General features: G+C 74.6%; 20 protein-coding genes. 4 read left to right on the forward strand and 16 right to left on the reverse strand.

Annotated features, from left to right (window positions below; all coding sequences use genetic code 11):
• Nucleotides 1-36 precede the first annotated feature (36 nt).
• Entirely contained in the window at nucleotides 37-1818 is a 1782-nt protein-coding gene (locus tag GCU56_RS12845; RefSeq protein WP_163482131.1) for a multicopper oxidase family protein, read from the forward strand.
• Here the strand turns inward: GCU56_RS12845 and GCU56_RS12850 are convergent.
• The 6 genes from GCU56_RS12850 to GCU56_RS12875 form a co-directional block, all read right to left on the reverse strand.
• Nucleotides 1815-2663, reverse strand: coding sequence for a sulfurtransferase (locus GCU56_RS12850; protein WP_345771817.1), 849 nt, complete (start codon nucleotides 2661-2663; stop codon nucleotides 1815-1817). The genes GCU56_RS12845 and GCU56_RS12850 overlap by 4 nt on opposite strands.
• Complete coding sequence (locus GCU56_RS12855; protein WP_204332012.1) at nucleotides 2660-3121, reverse strand: SgcJ/EcaC family oxidoreductase; 462 nt, start codon at nucleotides 3119-3121, stop codon at nucleotides 2660-2662. The genes GCU56_RS12850 and GCU56_RS12855 overlap by 4 nt, the downstream gene beginning before the upstream one ends.
• 43 nt (nucleotides 3122-3164) lie before the next feature.
• Nucleotides 3165-5057 (reverse strand): ABC transporter ATP-binding protein, encoded by a 1893-nt coding sequence (locus tag GCU56_RS12860; RefSeq protein ID WP_345771818.1) that lies wholly within the window; start codon nucleotides 5055-5057, stop codon nucleotides 3165-3167.
• 70 nt (nucleotides 5058-5127) lie between these two features.
• Entirely contained in the window at nucleotides 5128-5919 is a 792-nt protein-coding gene (locus GCU56_RS12865) for an enoyl-CoA hydratase/isomerase family protein (RefSeq protein WP_204332013.1), read from the reverse strand.
• Nucleotides 5916-6143 carry a helix-turn-helix domain-containing protein gene (locus GCU56_RS12870; RefSeq protein ID WP_163482133.1) on the reverse strand — a complete coding sequence of 76 codons (228 nt, stop codon included), beginning with the start codon at nucleotides 6141-6143 and terminating at the stop codon, nucleotides 5916-5918. Before GCU56_RS12870 ends, GCU56_RS12865 begins: the two co-directional genes overlap by 4 nt.
• Before the next feature lie 217 nt (nucleotides 6144-6360).
• A complete protein-coding gene (locus GCU56_RS12875; RefSeq protein WP_163482134.1) occupies nucleotides 6361-7962 on the reverse strand; it encodes an ATP-binding cassette domain-containing protein in 1602 nt (533 codons plus the stop codon).
• Between the two features lie 126 nt (nucleotides 7963-8088).
• Here GCU56_RS12875 and GCU56_RS12880 point away from each other — a divergent pair, with 126 nt between their 5' ends.
• Nucleotides 8089-10233, forward strand: coding sequence for an SCO7613 C-terminal domain-containing membrane protein (locus GCU56_RS12880; protein ID WP_163482135.1), 2145 nt, complete (start codon nucleotides 8089-8091; stop codon nucleotides 10231-10233).
• A gap of 73 nt (nucleotides 10234-10306) precedes the next feature.
• On the forward strand, nucleotides 10307-12547 hold the full coding sequence (locus GCU56_RS12885; RefSeq protein ID WP_163482136.1) for an SCO7613 C-terminal domain-containing membrane protein: 2241 nt from the start codon (nucleotides 10307-10309) through the stop codon (nucleotides 12545-12547).
• Nucleotides 12548-12747: 200 nt separating this feature from the next.
• Here GCU56_RS12885 and GCU56_RS12890 read toward each other — a convergent pair whose 3' ends face one another.
• Genes GCU56_RS12890 through GCU56_RS12925 form a run of 8 tightly spaced genes read right to left on the reverse strand, consistent with a single transcriptional unit; the run spans nucleotide 12748 to nucleotide 19707 of the window.
• Nucleotides 12748-13134 (reverse strand): metal-sulfur cluster assembly factor, encoded by a 387-nt coding sequence (locus tag GCU56_RS12890; protein ID WP_163482137.1) that lies wholly within the window; start codon nucleotides 13132-13134, stop codon nucleotides 12748-12750.
• Nucleotides 13131-13610 (reverse strand): Fe-S cluster assembly sulfur transfer protein SufU, encoded by a 480-nt coding sequence (gene sufU / locus GCU56_RS12895; protein WP_163482138.1) that lies wholly within the window; start codon nucleotides 13608-13610, stop codon nucleotides 13131-13133. The genes GCU56_RS12890 and sufU overlap by 4 nt, the downstream gene beginning before the upstream one ends.
• A 13-nt stretch (nucleotides 13611-13623) precedes the next feature.
• Complete coding sequence (locus GCU56_RS12900; RefSeq protein WP_163482139.1) at nucleotides 13624-14934, reverse strand: cysteine desulfurase; 1311 nt, start codon at nucleotides 14932-14934, stop codon at nucleotides 13624-13626.
• Complete coding sequence (gene sufC, locus GCU56_RS12905) at nucleotides 14931-15752, reverse strand: Fe-S cluster assembly ATPase SufC (protein WP_163482140.1); 822 nt, start codon at nucleotides 15750-15752, stop codon at nucleotides 14931-14933. Before sufC ends, GCU56_RS12900 begins: the two co-directional genes overlap by 4 nt.
• A 10-nt stretch (nucleotides 15753-15762) precedes the next feature.
• Nucleotides 15763-16131: a Rieske 2Fe-2S domain-containing protein gene (locus GCU56_RS12910; protein ID WP_163482141.1), complete on the reverse strand. Its 369-nt coding sequence runs from the start codon at nucleotides 16129-16131 to the stop codon at nucleotides 15763-15765.
• Nucleotides 16128-17420, reverse strand: a complete 1293-nt coding sequence (gene sufD, locus GCU56_RS12915; protein ID WP_163482142.1) for a Fe-S cluster assembly protein SufD — start codon at nucleotides 17418-17420, stop codon at nucleotides 16128-16130. Before sufD ends, GCU56_RS12910 begins: the two co-directional genes overlap by 4 nt.
• Nucleotides 17420-18862, reverse strand: a complete 1443-nt coding sequence (gene sufB / locus GCU56_RS12920; RefSeq protein WP_163482143.1) for a Fe-S cluster assembly protein SufB — start codon at nucleotides 18860-18862, stop codon at nucleotides 17420-17422. The genes sufD and sufB overlap by 1 nt, the downstream gene beginning before the upstream one ends.
• Nucleotides 18859-19707 (reverse strand): helix-turn-helix domain-containing protein, encoded by an 849-nt coding sequence (locus tag GCU56_RS12925; protein WP_163482144.1) that lies wholly within the window; start codon nucleotides 19705-19707, stop codon nucleotides 18859-18861. The genes sufB and GCU56_RS12925 overlap by 4 nt, the downstream gene beginning before the upstream one ends.
• Before the next feature lie 163 nt (nucleotides 19708-19870).
• Here GCU56_RS12925 and GCU56_RS12930 point away from each other — a divergent pair, with 163 nt between their 5' ends.
• The gene (locus GCU56_RS12930; RefSeq protein ID WP_163482145.1) at nucleotides 19871-20782 is read left to right on the forward strand and encodes a COX15/CtaA family protein; all 912 of its coding nucleotides are present in this window, start codon (nucleotides 19871-19873) and stop codon (nucleotides 20780-20782) included.
• Between the two features lie 4 nt (nucleotides 20783-20786).
• Here the strand turns inward: GCU56_RS12930 and GCU56_RS12935 are convergent, their stop codons facing one another.
• Complete coding sequence (locus GCU56_RS12935; RefSeq protein WP_163482146.1) at nucleotides 20787-21623, reverse strand: methyltransferase domain-containing protein; 837 nt, start codon at nucleotides 21621-21623, stop codon at nucleotides 20787-20789.
• An 89-nt stretch (nucleotides 21624-21712) separates the two neighbouring features.
• The gene (locus GCU56_RS12940) at nucleotides 21713-22633 is read right to left on the reverse strand and encodes a heme o synthase (RefSeq protein WP_163482147.1); all 921 of its coding nucleotides are present in this window, start codon (nucleotides 22631-22633) and stop codon (nucleotides 21713-21715) included.
• Nucleotides 22634-22871 lie beyond the last annotated feature (238 nt).

The following is a 22871-nucleotide window of genomic DNA, read 5'->3' on the forward strand; positions in this document are numbered from 1 at the left end:
CCGCACGGGGGCTCTCAAGCAGACGGGAAGCCGGTCATGGACGACCCCACCCTCAGCCGGCGCGACGTCCTCAAGGTCGGCGCGCTCGGTGCAGCAGCACTGTCCCTCCCCTTCCTCCCCGGCCCTCTCGCGGCGAAGCGCGCGGGCGAGCTCAAGGAGGGCGAGCTGCCACGGCCGTACACGACGGCGTTCGCGCTGCCGCCCGACCTGACGCCCACCGGGAGCGTCACGGTCGGCGGGCGGGAACGGCCGCTGTACGTCATCGAGCAGCGGCAGTTCCAGGCCCGGATCCTGCCCCGGTTCCAGACGACGATGTGGGGCTACAACGGGACCTTCCCCGGGCCCACCATCCGCGCGGTGCGGGGCACCCCGATCGTCGTGCGTCAGATCAACAAGCTGCCGCAGCGCCATCCGATCCTGCGTCACGAGTCCACCACCTCCACGCACCTGCACGGGGCGCCGTCGCTGCCGCAGTACGACGGCTACGCCAACGACCTCATGCGGCCGGGCCAGTACAAGGACTACCTGTACGACAACATGGAGGAGGAGCGCACGATCTGGTACCACGACCACGCCGTGCACCACACGACGGAGAACGTCTACTCGGGGCTGGCCGGCCTCTACATCACCCGCAACGCCGCGGAGGGCCAGCTGCCCAGCGGCCGGTACGACGTCCCCCTGGTCATCTCCGACGCCGCGTTCACCAAGTCCGGCCAGTTGCTCTTCGAGGACCACAGCGAGTCGGGCCTGGCCGGTGACGTCATCCTGGTCAACGGCAAGCCGTGGCCGGTCCTGCGGGTCGAGCGCCGGCAGTACCGGTTCCGAGTCCTCATCGCCTCCCTCGGCCGCGGGTACAAGCTCCAGCTCTCCCCTGCCGCGCCGATGACCGTGGTCGCCACCGACGGCGGTCTGGTCCCCGAGCCGCAGCCGGTGACCACGCTGACCGCCGGCATGGCCGAGCGCTACGAGATCGTCATCGACTTCTCGAGGTTCCGCATCGGCCAGCGCGTCGAGCTGCGCAACCTCGGGGTGGACAACGCGATCGACTACGACCACACGAACAAGGTGATGGCGTTCCAGGTCGTGGCCGAGGCCAGTGCTCCTGACCCGGCACTCGCCCTGCCCCCGATCGCCGAGCCGGCGCTCCCGGAGAAGCCACTCATGCAGCTGACGGCGGCCGACGCCGTGCGCACCCGGCGGCTGCGGTTCGAGCGCCAGGGCGGCGAGTGGACGATCGACCGGAAGACGTGGGCCGACGTCGAGGCGTCCGGGTTCCGGGACGTGCTCGCCAACCCCCGGCCGGGAGACGTCGAGCTCTGGGAGCTGGAGAACAACTCCGGTGGGTGGTTCCACCCGATCCACCTGCACCTGGTCGACTTCAAGATCCTGGACCGCGACGGGCGGCCACCGGAGCCGTACGAGCGGGGACCCAAGGACGTCGTCTACCTCGGCGAGAACGAGACGGTGCGGATCATCGCCCGGTTCGGCGGGGCGTTCCCGCAGCCGAACGGGGAGCTGGTCCGCCGGACCGGCCGCTACATGATCCACTGCCACAACACCAGCCACGAGGACCACGACATGATGAGCCAGTTCCGGGTGGGCGCCGACGACCCGGCGAACGACCCGCTGAGCGACCCGCCCAAGCCCTGGCCACCGGCGGCGTCCGGGAGCTCGGCCGCGTCGTCCTCGGCGTCCCCGTCGCCGTCGGCGTCCTCGTCGCCTGCGCCGTCCTCCTCGTCCTCCACCAGCACCCCGACCGGGACGGCGACCACGACGTCGCCACCCGCGACGTCCGCACCGCCGAGTCCGGGAAGCTAGGGGCGGGGGCCGGTCGCCGCCGGGCGATCCGGGTCGGCCGACCACTGGGACCAGGACCCGGGCCACAGCGCCGCCTCGATCCCGGCCACGGCCAGCGCCGCCACCTCGTGCGCCGCGGCGACGCCGGAGCCGCAGTAGGCGGCGACCCGGCGGCCCGGCGTCACGCCGAGGGCGGCGAACCGGTCCCGCAGGGCGGCCGCGGGGAGGAAGGTGCCGTCGTCGGCCAGGTTCCCGGTGGTGGGGGCGCTGACCGCGCCGGGCACGTGGCCGGCCCGCGGGTCGACCGGTTCGGTCTCCCCCCGGTACCGCTCACCCGCCCGGGCGTCGAGCAGCACGCCGCCGGTGCGGGGCAGGGCGCCCGCCGCGTCGATCGACAGCACCGGCAGCCCGCCGGCGCGCAGGGACACGTCGCCCGGCTCCGGGAGGACGTCGCCGGTCTCCAGCGACCCCCCGGCACGGCACCACGCGGCCAGGCCACCGTCGAGCAGCCGGACGTCCCGGAGCCCCGCCCAGCGCAGCAGCCACCAGGCGCGCGCGGCGGCCACCCCGCCCGCGTCGTCGTAGGCGACCACCGGGTCGCCCGTGCCGATCCCCCACCGCCGCGCGGCCGCCTCCAGCCGGGCGACCGACGGCAGCGGGTGCCGGCCGGCCGCCGGGGACGGCGGGTCGCCGAGCTCGCGGTCGAGGTCGACGAAGACCGCGCCCGGCAGGTGCCCGGCCCGGTACCGCTCGCGGCCGTGCGGATCGCCGAGCGCCCAGCGGACGTCCAGCAGCACCGTCCGGCCACGCCGTGCCAGCAGGTCCGCGGCGGAGACCAGCACGGGGGCGGCCGCCGGGCCGGTCACGGGGCGGCGAGCAGCCCGCGCAGCTCCTCGGTCAGTGCCTCGCGGGCCTCCGGGTGCTGGTGCCACCGGGCCGGGGTGGACTGCAGCAGGGAGATCCGCCAGCGGCCGTCCTCGTCGACGGCCACCAGCGTGTGCACCACGTGCAGCCGGGGGTCGAAGTCGTCACCGCCGGGCGGGACCATGCCGGCGTGCGCGAGCAGCACCGCGACACCCGGCGCCATCGGCCGGACGGAGCGGACGACGCCGACGTAGGTGGGCGTCGGGTGGTTGCCGAACACCTGGCGCAGGTCGGCGGCGATGGACAGCCGGCCACGGTGGTGGCTGCCGTCGAAGCCGACGATGTCCCCGTCGTCGGTGAACCCGGCCGCGACCGCCGCCCCGCTGCGCCGGTTCCAGCCGTCGAGGAACGAGGCGTAGAGCGCACGGATCTGTGCGTCGTGGGGGTGCGCTGCCGTCAACTCGACTCCTTCAAAGGACCTGGGACAGGAGTGACGGTAGTGGTCAGGCCGCGCCGACCGTCCGACCCTCGCCGACGGCGAACTGGGTGCGGTACAGGTCGGCATACCGACCCCCGAGCGCCAGCAACTCTGCGTGCGTACCCGATTCCGCGATGCGACCGTCGTCCACCACCAGGATCTGGTCGGCGCTGCGGATCGTGGACAGCCGGTGGGCGATCACCAGCGACGTCCGGCCGGCCAGCGCGCTGTCCAGCGCGTGCTGCACCGCCATCTCCGACTCGCTGTCCAGGTGCGCGGTCGCCTCGTCGAGGATGACGATGCCCGGGCCCTTGAGCAGCACGCGGGCGATCGCCAGCCGCTGCTTCTCGCCCCCGGAGAGCCGGTAGCCGCGGTCGCCGACCACGGTGTCCAGCCCGTCGGGCAGCGAGCGCACCAGACCTGCGATCCGGGCGCCGGTCAGCGCGGCCCACACCTGGTCGTCGGTCGCGTCCGGACGGGCGTAGCGGAGGTTGGCGCCGATGGTGTCGTGGAACAGGTGCGCGTCCTGGCTGACCACGCCGATCGCGTCGCGCAGCGAGTCCAGGGTGACCTCGCGGACGTCCACGCCGCCGATCCGGATGGCGCCCCCGGTCACGTCGTAGAGCCGCGGCACCAGGTTGGCGATGGTCGACTTGCCGGCGCCGGAGTGCCCCACCAGGGCGACCATCTGGCCGGGCTCGACGCGGAAGGACACGTCGTGCAGGACCGCGGTCGGCCCGCCGTGCTCGGGCAGCGAGACGTCCTCCAGCGACGGCAGCGACACCTCCGCGGCCGACGGGTAGCTGAAGGAGACGGAGTCGAACTCGATGGACCGGTCGCCCGCCGGCACGGGGACGGCGTCGGGCGCCTCGCGGATCATCGGCTCCAGGTCGAGCACCTCGAAGACCCGGTCGAAGCTGACCATCGCGCTCATGACGTCCACCCGGACGTTGGCCAGCGCGGTCAGCGGCCCGTAGAGCCGGGAGAGCAGCAGGGCGAGCGCGACGACGTCCCCGGCACTCAGCGAGCCGGCGAAGGCCAGCCAGCCGCCGAGGCCGTAGACCAGCGCGGTGGCCAGCGCCGCGACGAGGGTCAGCGCGGTGAAGAAGGTGCGCCCGTACATCGCCGACAGGACGCCGATGTCGCGAACCCGGGCGGCCCGGCCCCGGAAGGAGTCGGCCTCGGTGTCGGCCCGGCCGAAGAGCTTCACCAGCAGCGCCCCGGCGACGTTGAACCGCTCGGTCATCGTCGAGTTCATCGACGCGTTGAGGCCGTAGGACTCGCGGGTGATCTCCTGCAGGCGGCGGCCGATCCGCCGCGCGGGGAGCACGAACAGCGGCACGAGCACCAGCGACAGGGCGGTGATCTGCCAGGACAGCGCGAACATCACGCCGGCGGTGAGCACCAGGCCGATGGCGTTGGACACCACCCCCGACAGCGTCGAGGTGAACGCCTGCTGCGCACCGATGACGTCGTTGTTCAGGCGGCTGACCAGCGCGCCGGTCTGGGTCCGCGTGAAGAAGGCCACGGGCATGCGCTGCACGTGCTCGAAGACCCGGCTGCGCAGGTCGTAGATCACGCCCTCGCCGATCCGGGCGGAGTACCAGCGGGTGGCCAGCGAGATGCCGGCGTCGACCACCGCGAGGGCGGCGATGAGCAGCGCGATGCGGACGATGCCGCCCGCCGTCCCCTCGAGGTCGGCGATCCGGTTGACGATCCGGCCGGCCAGCAACGGGGTGAGGACGCCGATCACCGCGGAGGCCACGACCAGGAGCAGGAAGGCGACCAGCTCGCGCCGGTAGGGCCGGGCGATGCCGAGGATGCGGCGCACGGTGCCCTTGGGCAGCTGCCGCTCCGTGACCGACGGATCGCGGCGGAACGACCGCATCGCCGACATGGAGGTCATCGAACTGTGCACGGGACGGACCTCCTCTCTGCCGCCGCCAACACCGGGCGGGCGGCGGCTGTTCCGGCCCGGCCGGCCCGCGTCAGCGACCGGCGAGCTCGGCCAGCCGGCGGGTCTGCGCGGCGCGCTCGGCGGCGTCCTGGGCCTCCGGGTCGTTGCGGACGGCGGAGCGCACCAGGGCCGCGGTCTCCCGGCTGGCGCCGACCGGAGCCGCGGTGATCGCGGCGACCAGTTCCGCGACGGCGGCGTGCAGCTGCCCGGCCGGGACGACGGCGGTGGCCAGCCCGATCGCCCGCGCCTCGGCAGCGACGACCGCCCGTCCGGTCAGGCAGATCTCCAGGGCCCGCGAGTAGCCCACCAGCCCGACCAGCGTGCTGGTGCCGGTGAGGTCGGGGACCAGCCCGAGGGTCGCCTCGGGCAGCCGCAGCACGGCGTCCTCGGTCAGCACCCGCAGGTCGCAGGCGAGCGCGAGCTGCGCGCCGGCGCCGATGGCGTTGCCCTGCACCGCGGCCACCGACACGATCCCCGGCGAGCGCAGCCACCGGAAGCCGGCCTGGTAGCCGCGGATCCGCTCCTGCAGCTCCTCGGCCGGCAGCCGGGCCAGGTCCCCCAGCCCGCCGGCGGTGCGCGGGTCGACGAGGGTGCGGTCCAGGCCGGCGGAGAACGACCGGCCGGCGCCGCGGACCACCACCACCCGGACGTCGTCGGGAAGGCCCGCTCCGACGGCGGCCAGGGCGGTCCAGGTGGCGGGGGTCTGCGCGTTGAGCTGGGCGGGCCGATCCAGGGTGACGGTGAGGACGGCGCCGTCCCGGTGCGTGCGCACCCAGCCGTCGCCGGTCGCGGGACGCCCGCCGGGCTGCGGGCCCCCGCTCAACTCTTCTTGCTGTTCCGGTTGGCCCCACCACGGCTGCGGAGGGTGGCACCGGACTCCGACAGGAGACGGTGGACGAACCCGTAGGACCGGTTGGTCGACGTGGCCAGGGACCGGATGCTCTCCCCGCCGTCGTACCGCTTGCGCAGCTCGTCGGCGAGCGTCGAGCGGTCACCGCCCGTGATGCGCTTGCCCTTGCCGAGGTCCGCAGTGCTCGAGTCGACCATGACTCCCCTCCGTCAGCCGCCCACCGCGACGGTGCTGCGCGGTGGTCCGCTCGTCCCCTTGGCGCCGGACCCCACTGGCCTCGGCGTCCCGCATCCCATGATCACCCAGGGCCGCGACGTCGGCCACGCGAGAGGAACCGGTCGGTGTCGGCCGGGGGCGGGGTCCCGCGGACCGCCGGCCGGGTCCTGCCGGCCCGGCGGCCGACGGCGTCGTCGCCTACGCGAGCTCGACGAGGTCGGCGAGGTCCTCGCTCCAGGCGTCCTCGGTGCCGTCGGGCAGCAGGATCACCTTGTCGGGGTCCAGCGCGCGCACCGCACCCTCGTCGTGGGTGACCAGCACGATCGCGCCGGCGTAGGTGCGCAGCGCCTCGAGCACCTGCTCGCGGCTCGCCGGGTCGAGGTTGTTGGTCGGCTCGTCGAGCAGCAGCACGTTGGCGCCGGAGACGACGAGCGTCGCCATGGCCAGGCGCGTCCGCTCGCCACCGGAGAGGGTGCCGGTGCGCTGGTCGACCGTCTCGCCGGAGAACAGGAACGCGCCGAGGATGCGCCGCAGCTCGGTGTCGGTGCTGTCGGGCGCGGAGGAGCGCATGTTCTCGAGCAGGGTGCGGTCCATGTCGAGGGTCTCGTGCTCCTGGGCGTAGTAGCCCACCCGCAGCCCGTGGCCCGCCTTGACCTCGCCGGTGTCGGGTGACTCCGTGCCGGCCAGCATGCGCAGCAGCGTCGTCTTCCCGGCGCCGTTGAGCCCGAGGACGACGACCCGCGCGCCCCGGTCCACCGCGAGGTCCACGTCGGTGAAGATCTCCAGGGAGCCGTAGCTCTTCGACAGCCCCTCGGCGGTCAGCGGCGTCTTCCCGCAGGCCGCCGGGGTGGGGAAGCGCAGCTTCGCGACCCGGTCGTGCACCCGCACCTCGGCGAGACCGGCGGCCAGCCGTTCGGCCCGCTTGTCCATGCTCTTGGCGGCCTTCGCCTTGGTGGCCTTCGCCCGCATCTTGTCGGCCTGGGCGCTGAGCGTGTCGATCTTGCGCTCGGTGTTCGCCCGCTCCTGCTTGCGGCGGCGCTCGTCGGTCTCCCGCTGCTGCAGGTAGCGCTTCCAGCCGAGGTTGTAGATGTCGACGGTCGCCCGGTTGGCGTCCAGGTGCCACACCTTGTTGACGACGGCCTCGAGCAGCTCGACGTCGTGGCTGATGACGATGAGCCCGCCCTTGTGGCCGGACAGGAAGCCCTTCAGCCAGGTGATCGAGTCGCCGTCCAGGTGGTTGGTGGGCTCGTCGAGCAGCAGCGTCTCGGCGTCGGAGAAGAGGATGCGGGCCAGCTCCACGCGGCGACGCTGGCCACCGGAGAGGGTGCGCAGCGGCTGGGCGAGCACCCGGTCGGGGAGGCCCAGGTTGGTGCAGATGCGGGCGGCGTCGCTCTCGGCGGCGTACCCGCCCATGGCCGCGAACTGGTCCTCCAGCCGGCCGTAGCGGCGGACGGCCTTGTCCCGCTCGGCGTCGTCGGCGGGCTCGGCCATGGCGACCTGCGCCTTGACCAGCTGGGCGCGCAGGACGTCGAGCCCGCGGCCGGAGAGCACCCGGTCGCTGGCGGTGATGTCGAGGTCGCCGCTGCGCGGGTCCTGCGGCAGGTAGCCGATCTCGCCCGACACGTCGACCTTGCCGGTGTGCGGCTGCCGCTCACCGGCCAGCGTGGTGAGGGTGGTGGTCTTCCCGGCGCCGTTGCGACCGACCAGCCCGATCCGGTCGCCGGGCTGCACGCGCAGGGAGGCCTCGCTGATCAGGATGCGGGCGCCGGCGCGCAACTCCAGACCCGTCGTCGTGATCACTGAGCCCAGGGTAGGCCCTCCCGGGCCGCGGCACGCCCGATCTCCGGGTGACATGGGCGGCATCGCCGTCCACAGATCGGGTGGCAGCTCCCCCACCTCGGCCCCCCGGCAGGCCACCATCCCCCCATGACCTCGGCGTACGGCGTGTCGTGGCAGCTGCCCTGCCCGGTGTGCGGCCGCGCCGGTCCCGCCCCCGGCCAGGACCCGTGCCCCTCCTGCGGGTTGCCGGCGGCCGGCCAGGCCGCGTTGGTGGTGGCTCGGATCGGCGCGACCATGGACGAGCTGGCCCGCGAGCGCGACCAGCTGCTGGTGACCCTCCGTGCTGCGGCGGCCCCACCTCGCGGAGCGGCCGCACCGGCGCAGCCTGCCGCCGCGCCCGTGGCCCCGCCTCCGCCCTGGCAGCCGCCCGTCGCCCCGCCTCCGCCGTGGCCGCCGTCCGGGGCCCCGCAGTTCCCCGGCCCGCCGTCCGCCCCGCCGCCGATCCGGCGGATCAGCCCCCAGCAGGTGCTGCTCGGACTCGGTGCCCTGCTCGTGGTCGCGGCGGCGATCGCCTTCGTCGCCGTGGCCTGGACCCGGCTGGGGCTGGTCTTCCAGTCCGTCGTCATGGCGACCGTCACCACCGCGACCTGCGGAGTCTCGGCGTGGACGGCGCGCCGTGGTCTGCGGGCGACCGAGGAGGCGCTGGCCGCCTCCGGGGCGGCCCTGCTCGCCGTCGACCTCGGCGCCGCGCACGCGCTCGGACTGGCCGGTGTGGACGCGGTGCCGCTGCGGCTGTGGACGCCGCTGTCCTGTGCCGTCGTGGTGGCGGCGGCGGTCGGCCTGGGCCGGGGGACGCGCAGCACCGTCGCCTGGCCGCTGGTCGCCCTGCTCGCCGCACAGCCGGTACCGCTGCTCCTGCTGCCGCCCGACGTGGTGCCCGGCGCCGCCGGCGTGGCGGTCGCGCTCGCCGTCGCGCTGCTCGACCTGCTGCTCTGCCTGACGCTGCGGCCGGTGCTCGCGCCGGTGGCGGTGGGCCTGGCTGCGGTGTGGGCCGCCGGCGGCGCGCTGGCCGGGGTGGCCGCCGCGTGGGAGCGCGGCCCGGTGGACTCGTGGGCGTCGACCGCGCTGCTGGCCGCCGCCGGCGGGCTCGCGCTGGCGGTGCTCCGCGAGCCGCGCCTGGCCGGGCGACTGCCCGGTGCCGCCGTCGTCGCCGGGACGGCGGCGGGGGTGGCCGCGCTGGCGCTCACCGGGTCGCTGGCGGCCCAGGGCGTGCCCGGGTGGGTCGCGGCCGCACTCCTCGGGGTCGGCCTGCTGACCGCGGCAGTGCCGGCGTCCGGGTCGCCTCCGCTGCTCTGCGCGCTGCTCGCCGGCGGTGCGGTCCTCGGTGGGGGCGGCGGCCTGCTCCTGCTGGACGGCGAGCGGTTCGGCCTGCTCTCCCTGGCGGTGCTGGCCGCGACCCTGCCGCCTGCTCTGGCCGCCGTCCGGGTGCCCGCGCTGCGGCCGGCCGCCGTCGCGGCGGCGCTGCTGTCACCGGCCGCCGCCGTGCTGCTGGCCGTGGCCGGGGAGGTCGTGACGACCGTGGTCGCCGGCCTGCTGCTCAGCGTGCTGGCGGCCATCGCCTTCGCTCTGGCCGCGCTGCGCGCACCGGCCGCCGACGAGCGCACCGCAGCGGCGGCCGGCGCGGTCGCCGGGCTGTGCGCCGCGGGGACGACCGCGGTCGCCGGTGCGTGGGGGCAGACGGCCCTGGCCCTGGCGGTGTCCGGAGCGGCCGCCGGCGGCTACGCGCTGGCCACCTCCCGCCGGGACGTCGGCCAGGCCTCGGTCGCCGTCCTGGTCGCGGCGGCCTGGATCGCCGTCGGTGGTGCGGGCGTGCAGACGCCGGAGGCCTACACGCTCCCGGCCGCCGCCGGGCTGCTGGTCGCGACAGTGCCGCGGCTGCGTGCCGGTGCCCGGTCCTGGGCGGGTGAGGGGCCGGCCGTGGCCGTCGCGCTGGTCCCGTCGGCACTCGTGGTCGTCGCCGAGCCGTCGGCGCTGCGGCTCGTGCTGGTGGTCGCCGCCGCGGCGGCCACCACCGTCGCCGGCACGCTCGTCCACCGACAGGCGCCGTTCGTGGTGGGCGCCGGGGCGCTGGCGTTCGTCGTGCTGGGCCGGCTGTCGCCCTACGCGCCGCTGGTCCCGCGCTGGCTGACCCTCGCCGTCGTGGGCCTGGTGCTGCTCGTCGTCGGCGCCACGTACGAGCGCCGCCGGCAGCAGGCCCGCGAGGCGGTCGCCTGGGTGACCCAGATGCGCTGACCCGGGGCCAGGGCGGGCGGCCTCGGCCCGCCCTACGGTGGACCGGACGCACGGACGCGGGAGGGGGACGGACATGACCCCGCCTCCGCCGCTGCCCTACCAGGCGCGCGGACTGGAGTGGCTGCTCGCCGTCGGCGTGGTCCTCGTGGCCAGTGCGGGAGCGGCGACGACCGCGGCGTTCGGCGGCGACTGGGTGCAGGTCCTGCTGGTGGGGCTGGCGCTCGCGGTGGCCGCGGCGTCCTGGGGTGCCGCCGTCGTGCCGCTGCCCCGCACCGAGGAGGCCCTCGCCGCCGTCGCCGTCACGCTCGCCGCGCTGGGCGCCGATCCCGGCAGTGCCCTCCTGCGCGGGAGCGTGCTGCCCCCGGTGGTCGTGGGCGCCGCGTTCCTCCTGCTCGCCTTCCTCCTGCCCGGTGCCGCGTCCTGGCCCCTCGCCGCCTGGGGGGCGGCGCAGGTCGCGGCGCTGCGGGCGCTCGACGGGATCCCGTCCGGCCTGCCGCTCAGCACCCTCACCGTCGGCATCGCGCTGGCCGGCCTGGCCACCGCGTGCGTGGGCCGCCCGCTGGTCGCCCGACTGGCCCTGCTGTCGGCGCTCCCGTGGTGGGTGACCGGGGTGGTCACGGCGATCCGGACGGCGTGGCTGGGGGCGGGCCCCGGGCGGTGGCTGCCGGTGGCTCTCACCGCGGCCGCCGCGGTCGGGCTGCTGCTGGCCCGGGAACGCCGGCTGCTCGGCCGGCTGCTGCGGCCACCGGCCGCCGTGGCGGTGCTGTCCGGGACCGCGTTCGGCGCCGCCGTCGCCGCCGCCCTGCACTCCCCCGGCCCCGTGCCGGTGCCGCTGGCCGGGTACCTCGGCGTCGGCCTGGCGTCGGCGGCGGCCGCCACGCTGCGGGTCGGGTGGCGCCGCGTGCTGCTCCCGGCCGCGGTCGCGGCCGGAGCGACGCTCACCGTCGTCTGCCTCGCCCAACTGCTGGCCGGCGAGCGCTGGACGGCTCTCACCTGGCTGCTCGTCACGACCGGCGCGATGAGCCTGGGCACGGCGGTGCTGCGGCGCGACGAGCGGCCCACCGCCATCCCGACCGCCGTGGCCTGCTGGGGCCTGGCCGCCCTCTGCACCGTCCCGACCGGCGATCTCGGCGGCACCCGCGGCTCCGCGGTCGCGCTCACCGTCCTCTACGTCGGCGCGCTCGCCGGCGGCCTCGCGCTGGCCACCGACACCCGCCGGGCGACGGTGACGACCGGTGCCGCGTGCGCGGTCGGCGCCGTGGTGCTGCTCGTGGTGATCCGCGCGCGGGGGCAGATGGCCGTGCAGCTCGCCGTCCAGGGGGCGCTGACCTGTGCGTGGGCCTGGCTGCTGTGGCGACGGGCGGTCCGGACGGCGCGGGCGGGCCCGGGGCCGGAAGTGCCGGCGGCCGAGGCGACCGACGCCGACCGACCCGCGGAGGGCCCCGTGGTGGTGGAGCCCGGGCCGCCGCACAGCCTGTTCGCCGTCGCGCACGCCGCCCGGGCACGGGTGCGGACGGCGCGCCGCGCGGTGCACGACCTCCTCGGCGTGGCCGTTCCCGACCCGGACCCCGGATCGACCCTCGCCCCCGAGGCCGAGCGCCAGGAGGCCCAGCGGGAGGAGGCCGAGCGTCGGGGAGCCCGGCGTCAGGAGGCCCGGCGGGTGGAGGCCCAGCGTCTCGCCGCCCACGGCCGGGCCGCACGCCACGAGGCGTCGGTGCCTGCGGCCGCGGGCCCCACCGCCGCGCCTCAGGACGACCCGGAGGCGACGGTCCCCGGTGAGGAGTCGTCTCCCGCCTGGCGGGCGGGCGCCGGCCAGCTGGTGCTGGCGACCTGGACCTGGGCCGCCCTGGAGGAGTGGCACGTCCTGGAGTGGTACACGCTGCCGTTGGCGCTCGGTCTGCTGCTGGCGGCCGGTCCGCGCCTGGTGCGCGGCCGGTCGGCGCCGGCCTGGGGCCCGGGACTGTGGGTCGCCGCTGCGCCGTCGGTCGCCTGGGCGGTCCTCGGGCCCGGCAGCGAGCGACCGGTCGCGGTCGTCGCCGTCTCCGGGGTGGTGCTGGCCCTGGCCGCGTGGCGGTCGGTCCGCGCCCCGCTGGTGGCCGGCGCGCTCACCGCGGTCGTATTGGGCCTCGGGCTGCTCGCCCTGCAGCTGCCGGTGGCGCTGGGGGGAGCCGTCGTCGTCGGCGGCGCGCTGCTCGGCGTGGGGGCGTGGCGGGAGCTGGTCGCCCGGCGGCGGCGCCGCGAGGAGGAGGCCGACCCTCAGCCCGCGCCGGACGCGGCCGACGGGTTCCGCCGCCGCCTCGCCGAGATGCGCTGACGCCCCCGGACGCGCGACGACCCGCCTCCCGGACGGGAGACGGGTCGTCGTGGTGGTCCACGGCCCGCCGCGAGCGTGCGAGCGGTGGGGGGCAGCGGCCCCCTCCCCGGGTCAGGGCCTGAGCAGGCCGGGGAGGAAGGGCGGCCCTCCTGCAGGGGCCCGCCGCGAGCGTGCAAGCGGTGGGGGGCAGGAGGGTCCTTCTAGACGCGGAAGCCCAGGGCGCGCAGCTGCTCCCGGCCGTCGTCGGTGATCTTGTCCGGACCCCACGGCGGCATCCAGACCCAGTTGATCCGGATGTCGTCGACCAGCCCGGGGCCGGGGCCGCCGGTGAGGGCCTGACGGGCCTGGTCCTCGATCACGTCGGTCAGCGGGCAGGCCGCCGACGTCAGCGTCATGTCGATGATCGCGACGTTGGACTCGTCGACGTCGAGGCCGTAGACGAGGCCCAGGTCGACGACGTTGACGCCGAGCTCGGGGTCGACGACGTCGCGCATGGCCTCCTCGAGGTCCTCCAGCAGCGCCGACTTGTAGGCCGGCAGCTCGACGGGAGCGTCGCCGGTGGTCACGTTCTCGGTGGTCTCGCTCATGCCTGGCCTCCGGATGGGGTGGCGGGGTGGGTGACCGACAGGGCTCGGGCGGAGGCGTCCTTCAACGCCATCCAGCTCATCAGCGCGCACTTGATCCGCGCCGGGTACTTGGACACCCCCGCGAACGCGACGGCGTCCTCCAGCTCGTCCTCGAGCTCCTCGGCGACGGCGGCATCGCCCTTGCTCTGCATCAGCGTCATGAAGTGCTCACCGGTCGCCAGCGCCTCCGGCACCGACTTCCCGATGACCAACTCGTACATCGCCGAGACCGACGCCTGGCTGATCGAGCAGCCCATGCCCTCGTACGAGACGTCGGCGAGGGTGTCGCCGTCCAGGTGCACCCGCAGGGTCACCTCGTCACCGCACGTCGGGTTGACGTGGTGGACCTCGGCCTCGAACGGCTCGCGCAGACCGCGGCCGTGCGGGTTGCGGTAGTGGTCCAGGATGATCTCCTGGTACATCGACTGCAGTTGCATCAGCGGATCGCCCTCACACAGTCCCGAAGAACTTCTGCGCCGCACGAATTCCGTCGGCGAGGGCGTCGATGTCGTCGTACCCGGTGTGCACGTAGAACGTCGCCCGGGTGGTGGCGGGGACGCCGTAGCGCCGCACCACCGGCCAGGCGCAGTGGTGCCCCACCCGGACGGCGATGCCCAGGTCGTCGAGCACCTGGCCGACGTCGTGCGGGTGGATGCCCTCGACGGTGAAGGAGATCGCGCCGCCGCGGGCGACGGTGTCGGGCGGGCCGACCACCGTGACGCCGGGGATCTCGGCCAGCGCCGCCAGGGCGTAGCCGGTCAGCGCCTCCTCGTGGGCCAGCACGCGGTCCATGCCCAGGCCCTGCAGGTACTCGACGGCGGCGCCCAGCCCGATCGCCTGCGCGGTCATCGGCACGCCGGCCTCGAAGCGCTGCGGCGGCGGCATGAAGGTGCTGCCCTCCATCCGCACGACCTCGATCATCGAGCCACCGGTCAGGAACGGCGGCAGCGCGTCGAGCACCTCGTACCGGCCCCACAGGACGCCGATGCCCGTGGGCCCCAGCATCTTGTGGCCGGAGAACACGAGGAAGTCCGCACCCAGCGCGGCGACGTCCACCGGCTGGTGCGGCACCGACTGCGCGCCGTCGACCAGCACCAGGGCGCCGACCTCGCGCGCCCGGGCGACGATCCCGCCGAGCGGGTTGATGGTGCCCAGGATGTTCGACTGCTGGGTGACCGCGACCAGCTTGGTGCGCTCGTTGACCACGGTCGTCAGGTCGGAGAGGTCCAGCCGGCCGTCGTCGGTGAGCCCGAGCCAGCGCAGGGTCGCGCCGGTGCGCTCGCACAGCTGCTGCCAGGGCACCAGGTTGGCGTGGTGCTCCATCTCGGTGACCACGATCTCGTCACCCTGGCCGACGGCGTACCGGCGGAACTGCTCCTCCTTGGCCGTGGCCGCGTTGGAGAGGGCGTAGGCGACGAGGTTGATCGCCTCGGTGCTGTTGCGGGTGAAGACGATCTCCCGCTCCGGCGCCCCGATGAACGCGCCGATGGTGGCGCGGGCGGCCTCGTAGGCGCCCGTGGCCTCCTCGGCGAGCTGGTGGGCCCCCCGGTGCGGCGCGGCGTTGACGTTCTCGTAGAACCAGCGCTCGGCGTCGAGCACCTGGCGCGGCTTCTGCGAGGTGGCCCCCGAGTCGAGGTAGACCAGCCGCTTCCCGTCCCGCACGGTGCGGGTCAGGATCGGGAAGTCCGCCCGGATCGCCTCGACGTCCAGAGGCAGGGGCGCCGGCTGCGCCCCTGTGGGACGCGAGACGGTCTGGGTCATGACGGGACGACCTCCGCGGCGGCCTTCTCGGCGCTCGCCTGCTCGTTGGAGTCCTTGACGTAGGCGGCGTAGCCCTCGTTCTCCAGCTTCTCCGCGAGCTCGGGGCCGCCCTCCTCGACGACCCGGCCGGCGACGAAGACGTGCACGAAGTCGGGCTTGATGTAGCGCAGGATCCGCGTGTAGTGCGTGATCAGCAGGACGCCGACCTCGCCTTCGGCGCGGGTCCGGTTGACGCCCTCGGAGACGACCCGCAGCGCGTCGACGTCGAGACCGGAGTCGGTCTCGTCGAGGATCGCGATGCGCGGCTTGAGCAGCCGCATCTGCAGGATCTCGTGGCGCTTCTTCTCGCCGCCGGAGAAGCCCTCGTTGACGTTGCGCTCGGCGAACGCCGGGTCCATCTCCAGGCCGGCCATCTCGGCCTTGACGTCCTTGACCCAGGTGCGCAGCTTCGGCGCCTCGCCCTTGACCGCGGTGGCCGCGGTGCGCAGGAAGTTCGACACCGAGACGCCGGGGACCTCGACCGGGTACTGCATGGCCAGGAACAGACCGGCGCGGGCCCGCTCGTCGACGGTCATGGCGAGGACGTCCTCGCCGTCGAGGGTCACCGTGCCGCCGGTGATCGTGTACTTGGGGTGGCCGGCGATGGAGTAGGCCAGGGTCGACTTGCCCGACCCGTTCGGGCCCATGATCGCGTGGGTCTCGCCCGCGCGGACGGTCAGGTCGACGCCGCGGAGGATCTCCTTGGCGTCGTCGCCCTCGCCCACGGTGACGTGCAGGTCGCGGATCTCCAGCACGCTGCCGTTCTGGGGGGTGGTCACTTCTCGCTCCTCAGTTGCTGGCCATGTCGTCGGTCCGCAGGGCGGGGACGGCGGCGTCGGACTCGGTGTCGACGTACACGTCCTCTCCCTCCACGCGGACCGCGTAGACGGACACCGGCTCGGTGGCCGGCAGGTTGGTGGGCTCGCCGGTGCGCAGGTCGAAGCACGACCCGTGCAGCCAGCACTCGATGGTCGGGGCGCCGTCGAGCTCCTCGACGTCCCCCTCGGACAGCGGGACCTCGGCGTGCGAGCAGAGGTCCTCGACCGCGTAGACCCGGCCCGCGAAGCGGACGACGGCCACGTCCACGTCGGCGAGCTCGACGCGCAGCGCGCCGGGCTCCGCGACGTCGGACAGGGCGCAGACCCGCTCGAAGCTCACGCCGGCTCCACGGGCTGGTCGTCCAGGCCGGGCAGCCCGCCGAGGCGGGCCTCGATGCTGCCCATCAGGCGGTCCTGTAGCTCCGGGATCCCGATGTGCTGGACGACGTCGGCGAAGAAGCCGCGCACGACCAGCCGGCGGGCGGTCTCGGCGTCGATCCCCCGCGAGCAGAGGTAGAACAGCTGCTCGTCGTCGAACCGGCCGGTGGCGCTGGCGTGGCCCGCACCGACGATCTCGCCGGTCTCGATCTCCAGGTTGGGCACCGAGTCGGCGCGGGCGCCGTCGGTGAGCACCAGGTTGCGGTTGAGCTCGTAGGTGCTGGTGCCGGTGGCCGTGGGGCGGATCCGGACGTCGCCGATCCACACCGTGTGCGCGTCCTCGCCCTGCAGCGCGCCCTTGTAGAGCACGTTGCTGGTGCAGTTGGGCACCGCGTGGTCGACCCAGAGCCGGTGCTCCTGGTGCTGGGTCTCGTCGGCGAAGTAGACGCCGAACAGCTCCGCCGTCCCACCGGGGCCGGCGTACTGCACGTTGCTGACCAGCCGGACGAGGTCGCCGCCGAGGGTGACGACGACCTGCCTGAAGGTGGCGTCCCGGCCGACGACGGCGTCGAACTGGCCGCCGTGCACGCTGCCGCGGGCCCACTCCTGGGCGGCGACGAGGGTGACCTGCGCGCCGTCCCCGACGAGGACGGCGACACCGCCGGAGTACCGGGCCAAGCCCGCGTGGTCCAGGACGACGGTCGCCTCGGCGAACGCGCCGACCTCGACGACGAGCTGGCCCCAGACGACCTCCTCGGCGCCGGTGCCCGACAGGCGCAGCGTCACCGGGCGGTCCAGCCGGGCCTCGGCCGGCACCCGGACGACGGCGGCGCCGCCGCTGCGCGCCCGGGTCAGCGCGGCGAGCCGGTCGACCGGCTCGGGCAGGCCCTTGAGCAGCGGGTCGTCGGCCTCGACGCTGGTCAGCTCGACACCGTCGGGGAGGTCGGTGTCCCACTGCAGGTGTGCGTCGCTCGGGGCGCCGTCCAGCAGGGGGCGGATGCGGCGCATCGGCGTGAAGCGCCACTCCTCCTCCCGGCCGGTGGGCGCACCGAAGGCCTCGGGGTCGGTCGAGGTGAACCGCTCGGCCGGGGAGCCGGTCGGCGCCGGACCGCCGTGCGAGTGGGCGCCGGGCGTGGCCTCCCCGGCGGTGCCGGTACCGGCGGCCGGGGTGGTCGGCGGGCCGGCCTGGGTTCCCACGCCGGGAGCGAACAGCTCCCCGGCGAGGGTGGTGGTCGTGTTCTCTGCCGACATCAGCCGACGGCACCTTCCATCTGCAGCTCGATCAGGCGGTTCAGCTCCAGGGCGTACTCCATCGGCAGCTCGCGGGCGATCGGCTCCACGAAGCCCCGCACGACCATGGCCATCGCCTCGTCCTCGGACATCCCGCGGCTCATCAGGTAGAACAGCTGGTCGTCGCTGACCCGGGAGACGGTCGCCTCGTGACCCATGGAGACGTCGTCCTCGCGGACGTCGACGTAGGGGTAGGTGTCCGACCGGCTGATCGTGTCGACCAGCAGCGCGTCGCACTTCACCGTCGACCTCGACCCGTGCGCGCCCTCGTCGATCTGGACCAGGCCGCGGTAGGACGTGCGGCCGCCGCCGCGGGCCACCGACTTCGACACGATCGTCGAGGAGGTGTTCGGCGCGGCGTGCACCATCTTGGCGCCGGCGTCCTGGTGCTGCCCCTCGCCGGCGAAGGCGATGGAGAGCACCTCGCCCTTGGCGTGCTCACCGGTCATCCACACGGCCGGGTACTTCATCGTGACCTTGGAGCCGATGTTGCCGTCGACCCACTCCATGGTCGCGCCCTCGTGCGCCACGGCGCGCTTGGTGACCAGGTTGTAGACGTTGTTCGACCAGTTCTGGATGGTCGTGTACCGGCAGCGCGCGTTCTTCTTGACGATGATCTCGACGACCGCCGAGTGCAGCGAGTCGGACTTGTAGATCGGCGCGGTGCAGCCCTCGACGTAGTGCACGTAGGCGCCCTCGTCGATGATCATGAGCGTCCGCTCGAACTGGCCCATGTTCTCGGTGTTGATCCGGAAGTAGGCCTGCAGCGGGATCTCGACGTTGACGCCCGGCGGCACGTAGATGAACGAGCCACCGGACCACACCGCGGTGTTCAGCGCGGCGAACTTGTTGTCGCCGGCCGGGATGACCGAGCCGAAGTACTCGCGGAACAGGTCCTCGTGCTCGCGCAGCGCCGTGTCGGTGTCGAGGAACAGGACGCCCTGCTCCTCGAGGTCCTCACGGATCTTGTGGTAGACGACCTCGGACTCGTACTGGGCGGCGACACCGGCGATCAGCCGCTGCTTCTCGGCCTCCGGGATGCCCAGCCGGTCGTAGGTCGTGCGGATCTCCTCGGGGAGCTCCTCCCACGAGGCGGCCTGGGCCTCGGTGGACTTCACGAAGTACTTGATGTTCTGGAAGTCGATCCCGGACAGGTCCGAGCCCCAGTCGGGCATCGGCTTGCGGCCGAACAGCTTGAGGGCCTTGAGCCGGCGCTCGAGCATCCACTCGGGCTCGTTCTTACGGCGCGAGATGTCCCGGACGACGTCCTCGTCGATCCCGCGACGGGCAGAGGCACCGGCGACGTCGGCGTCAGCCCAGCCGTACTGGTAGCGGCCGAGCTGGTCGATCTGCTCGTCCTGCGTCAGCGGCGTACTGGTCACCGGCTGCTGGGTGCTGGTCATACGGGCGTCCTCTCCCGGTCGAACGTGAGGGTGGGGCTGGTGGACGGCGCGGTGCGCGGCCCGGCGGAGAGCCGGTGCGCTGCTCGCTCACCTGGTACAGGGCGCACAGGGGACGATCTGTTCCCCGCGCGGATGTGAGTCGGGCCCTCGGCCCGCAGCGGGCCGGGGATGTGCGTGGTGCAGATCCCGTCGCCGTGCGCGATGGTCGCCAGCCGCTGGACGTGCGTGCCCACCAGCCGGCCGATCACCGCGGTCTCTGCCTCGCACAGCTGCGGGAACTCCGCCGCCACGTGTGCCACCGGGCAGTTGTGCTGGCAGAGCTGCCCGCCGCTGGAGATCGCCGAGGCCGAGGCAGCGTAGCCCTCGGCCGTGAGCGCGGCGGCGAGCACCTGCGCCCGGTCGACGGCGCCACTGCCGGCGGCCTGCTCCACCGCCGTCGAGCACCGCTGCTCGAGGCCGGCGAGCTGGGCCTCGGCGACGGCACGGACGGCGTCCGGGCCGCCCTGGGCGGCGACGTAGCGCAGCGCGGTCAGCGCGAGGTCGTCGTAGGCGTGCGGGAACGCCGAGCGCCCCGCGTCGGTGAGGTGGAACAGCCGCGCCGGGCGGCCGCGTCCGCGGGGGGCCGCGCCGCCACCGGACCGCTCCTCGGCCCGGCCGGTGGCCACCAGCGCGTCGAGGTGCCGGCGGACGGCGGTCGAGGAGACGCCGAGCCGGGCGGCGAGCTCGCTCGCCGTCAGCGGCCCGTGCTCCAGCAGCAGCGCGGTGACGCGGTGCCGGGTGCGACCGTCGTCGGCACCGGCCGACGCGCGGGCAGCAGGCGGGGCACCTGCCGATTCGCTTTCCACAACACGAGTGTTACCTATTTCGGGCGACGCGCAACCAAGCCCGTCCTAACTCCCGCGGCACGGCCCCAGAGGTGTGACCAGCACCACGGGGCTCGCCCGCCGGGGCCAGCCGGGAGCCTGCGGGCGGTGGGGGGCGGGCGGGTCCGGTGACTAGCATCGGGACGTGCCGGTCTCTCCTGCCGCCGTCTCGCGGATCACCCTCGCCAACGCGGTCGCCAACGGCGCGATCGTCGTCACCGGCGGAGCCGTGCGCCTGACCGGTTCGGGACTGGGTTGCCCCACCTGGCCGCGGTGCACCGACGAGAGCTTCGTGGCCACGCCGGAGCTGGCCGGGCACGGGGCGATCGAGTTCGGCAACCGGCTGCTCACCTTCGTGCTGGCCGCCGTCGCGGTCGCCACCGTGGTCGCCGTGTTCCGCTCCACCCGGCGCGACCTGCGCGCGCTGGCCGTCCTCGCCTTCCTCGGCATCCCCGCGCAGGCGCTCCTCGGTGGGGTCACCGTCCTCACCGGCCTCAACCCGTGGACGGTCGCCGCGCACTTCCTCGTCTCGTCGGCCCTCGTCGCGGTCACGACCGTGCTGTGGCTCCGGTCGCGGGAGGCGGGGGTCGGCCACCCACTGGTCCGCCGTCCCTTCGCGCTGCTCGTGACGGGGATCGCGGTGGCGACCGCCGCCGTCCTGGTGCTCGGCACGGTGGTGACGGGCAGCGGTCCGCACAGCGGCGACCCGGGGGCCGGCCGTACCGGGTTCGACCCCGAGCTGGTCAGCCAGCTGCACGCCGACTCGGTGTTCCTGCTGCTCGGGTTGACCGTCGCCCTGCTGGTGGCGCTGCACGCCACCGACACCCCCGGGCGCATGCGCCGGGCCGCGCGCGACCTGCTGCTGGTGCAGCTGGCCCAGGGCGTGGTCGGCTACGTCCAGTACTTCACGGACCTGCCGGTGGCCCTCGTGCTGGTGCACATGCTCGGCGCGGTCCTGGTCACCGCGTTCACGGCCCGGCTGGTCTGGTCGGTCCGCGGCCCGTCGTCCGAGCTGCCGCTGGACAGCGCGACCGTCCCGGTCCCCGCCACCCGCTGACCCCTCACCGGTTGGCGCTGACGACGGCCGTCTCGAACGGGAAGACGACCCCGTCGTCGTCGGTGTGCGGAGTCAGTGCCGCGCCGAGGTCGGCCACGAGCGCTCCTGCGGCGGATCGGTCGAGCCGACCGACGACGTCCCCCAGCGGCGAGCTCGCCGTCTCACCGCGGAGCAGGGCCTCTGCCGAGGGGACCCGGACGGTCGACACGACGATCCGGGCGTGCACCCGGGTGAAGCCCGCCCCGGCGACCAGGGCGTGGAGGCGGTCTAGCTCCCCGAGGGCGTAGGGCGAGGCGACCACCACCGCTGCCGCCTGCCCGAGGTGGCGGGCCAGGACGTCGACGAGCAGGCGGTACCCGGGTTGGTGGGAGAGGCTGCGGCAGGTGGACACGCCGAGCCGTCCGCCCGGCACGCCGACCCGGTGGAACTCGGCCAGCGCCGCGGCCGGATCGGGGAAGAACTGCAGGCCCTGCTGGCAGAAGACCACGTCGGCCGTGCCGTCGGGCAGGGGCAGCGCGTCGGCGGCACCCACCTCGTAGCGGATCTCCGGGACGGTCCCCGCACTGACCCGGCGGGCCACCGCCAGCATCGCCGGGTTGAGGTCCACGCCGGTGATCGCACCGGCCGAGCCCACCACGCGGGCCGCCGTGCGGGCGACGATGCCGGTACCGCACGCGACGTCGACGACCCGCTGCCCGCGTCGCGGACCGGCGGCGGCCACGAGGTCCTCGGCCCAGGGAGCGAGCAACGCGGGGACGAGGGTCTCCTCGTAGGCGGTGGCGCCGGCCTCGTCCACCTGCCAGCCGGCGTCGGAGGAGCGGGCTCCAGCTGCCTCGGTCATCGGAGGTCACCTCCGGGTGGTGCCGTCCGAGGTGGACGCCGTCGATCCTCCTCCGGGCGGGGTCGTCCCGGAACGGGGTCCGCCGCCGGCTACACCAGGACGTCGACGATGATCGCGACCGACAGCAGGGCCATGTAGCTGATCGAGGTGTGGAACAGCTGCATCGGCCGGGTCGGGGCGCCCGAGCGGATCCGGCCCAGCAGCCGGTGCGCCTCGACGACGAACCAGAGGCCGAGCGCGGCCGCGGCGGCGGTGTAGATCCAGCCGATGCCGTACCCGTCGGCGACCGGCCACAGCAGCAGCGAGACGGCGACGGTCAGCCAGGTCCACGCGACGGTCTGCCGGCCCACCGACAGGGGGGTGGCCACGACCGGCAGCATCGGGACGTCGGCCCGCGCGTAGTCGGCCCGGAAGCGCATCGCCAGCGCCCAGAAGTGCGGCATCTGCCAGCAGAAGACGACGCCGAAGAAGACCACCGCCGGCCAGGCCAGCGAGCCGGTCACCGCGGCCCAGCCGATCAGCACCGGTGCGGCACCGGGCACGCCGCCGAACTCCGTGCTGCGCCGGGTGTAGCGCTTGAACACCATCGTGTAGAGCACGGCGTAGTAGAAGATCGCGGCGGCGGCCAGGCCCGCGGCGAGCAGCGTCGTCGTCGCGGCGAGCAGGGTGACCGACACGACGGTGAGGACGATCCCGAAGACCAGGGCGCCCCGGGGGCTGACCACCCCCATAGGCAGCGGCCGGCGCTCGGTGCGGTGCATCAGCCGGTCGATGTCGCGGTCGTACCAGCAGTTGACGACGTTGGCCGCGCCCGCGGCGAGGGTGCCGCCGACCATGGTGGCGGTGAGCAGCCGCCAGGAGGGCCAGCCGCCGGCGGCCAGCAGCATCGCCGGCAGGGTGGTGATCAGCAGCAGCTCGATGATCCGCGGCTTGGTCAGGGCCACGTAGGCGCGGACCGTGGCGGTCAGGCGACGGGCCTGGACGGCCGGGCGCTCGGACAGCGCCGTCACCGGGACGCCTCGGGCGCACAGGCGCGCGGGCAGGGCACCACCGGGCACCTGGACAGCACGGGGTCCCTTCCAACCGGGGACAGGAGAACGGGGCAACTGTAGCCCGGCCCCACCCTCGGCCACGGCGGGCATGACTAGGGTCTCGTCACGTTGGTGCTGCGCCTGCAGCGGGTAGGGCCTCGTCGACGACGACGGTGCGTCCGGGTCCTCGGCGAGGGGTCGGGGGCCGAGTCCAGGC

The sequence above is a fragment of the Geodermatophilus sabuli genome, assembly GCF_010686765.1.
Taxonomy (GTDB): Bacteria; Actinomycetota; Actinomycetes; order Mycobacteriales; family Geodermatophilaceae; genus Geodermatophilus; species Geodermatophilus sabuli_A.

What these genes read in the sequence shown, in the direction of transcription:
- GCU56_RS12845 (WP_163482131.1), top strand. Translation starts at nt 37, where the DNA reads ATGGACGACCCCACCCTCAGCCGGCGCGACGTCCTCAAGGTCGGCGCG.
- GCU56_RS12870 (WP_163482133.1), bottom strand. Translation starts at nt 6,143, where the DNA reads ATGGTCGACTCGAGCACTGCGGACCTCGGCAAGGGCAAGCGCATCACG.
- GCU56_RS12880 (WP_163482135.1), top strand. Translation starts at nt 8,089, where the DNA reads ATGACCTCGGCGTACGGCGTGTCGTGGCAGCTGCCCTGCCCGGTGTGC.
- GCU56_RS12885 (WP_163482136.1), top strand. Translation starts at nt 10,307, where the DNA reads ATGACCCCGCCTCCGCCGCTGCCCTACCAGGCGCGCGGACTGGAGTGG.
- GCU56_RS12890 (WP_163482137.1), bottom strand. Translation starts at nt 13,134, where the DNA reads ATGAGCGAGACCACCGAGAACGTGACCACCGGCGACGCTCCCGTCGAG.
- sufU (WP_163482138.1), bottom strand. Translation starts at nt 13,610, where the DNA reads ATGCAACTGCAGTCGATGTACCAGGAGATCATCCTGGACCACTACCGC.
- GCU56_RS12900 (WP_163482139.1), bottom strand. Translation starts at nt 14,934, where the DNA reads ATGACCCAGACCGTCTCGCGTCCCACAGGGGCGCAGCCGGCGCCCCTG.
- sufD (WP_163482142.1), bottom strand. Translation starts at nt 17,420, where the DNA reads ATGTCGGCAGAGAACACGACCACCACCCTCGCCGGGGAGCTGTTCGCT.
- sufB (WP_163482143.1), bottom strand. Translation starts at nt 18,862, where the DNA reads ATGACCAGCACCCAGCAGCCGGTGACCAGTACGCCGCTGACGCAGGAC.
- GCU56_RS12935 (WP_163482146.1), bottom strand. Translation starts at nt 21,623, where the DNA reads ATGACCGAGGCAGCTGGAGCCCGCTCCTCCGACGCCGGCTGGCAGGTG.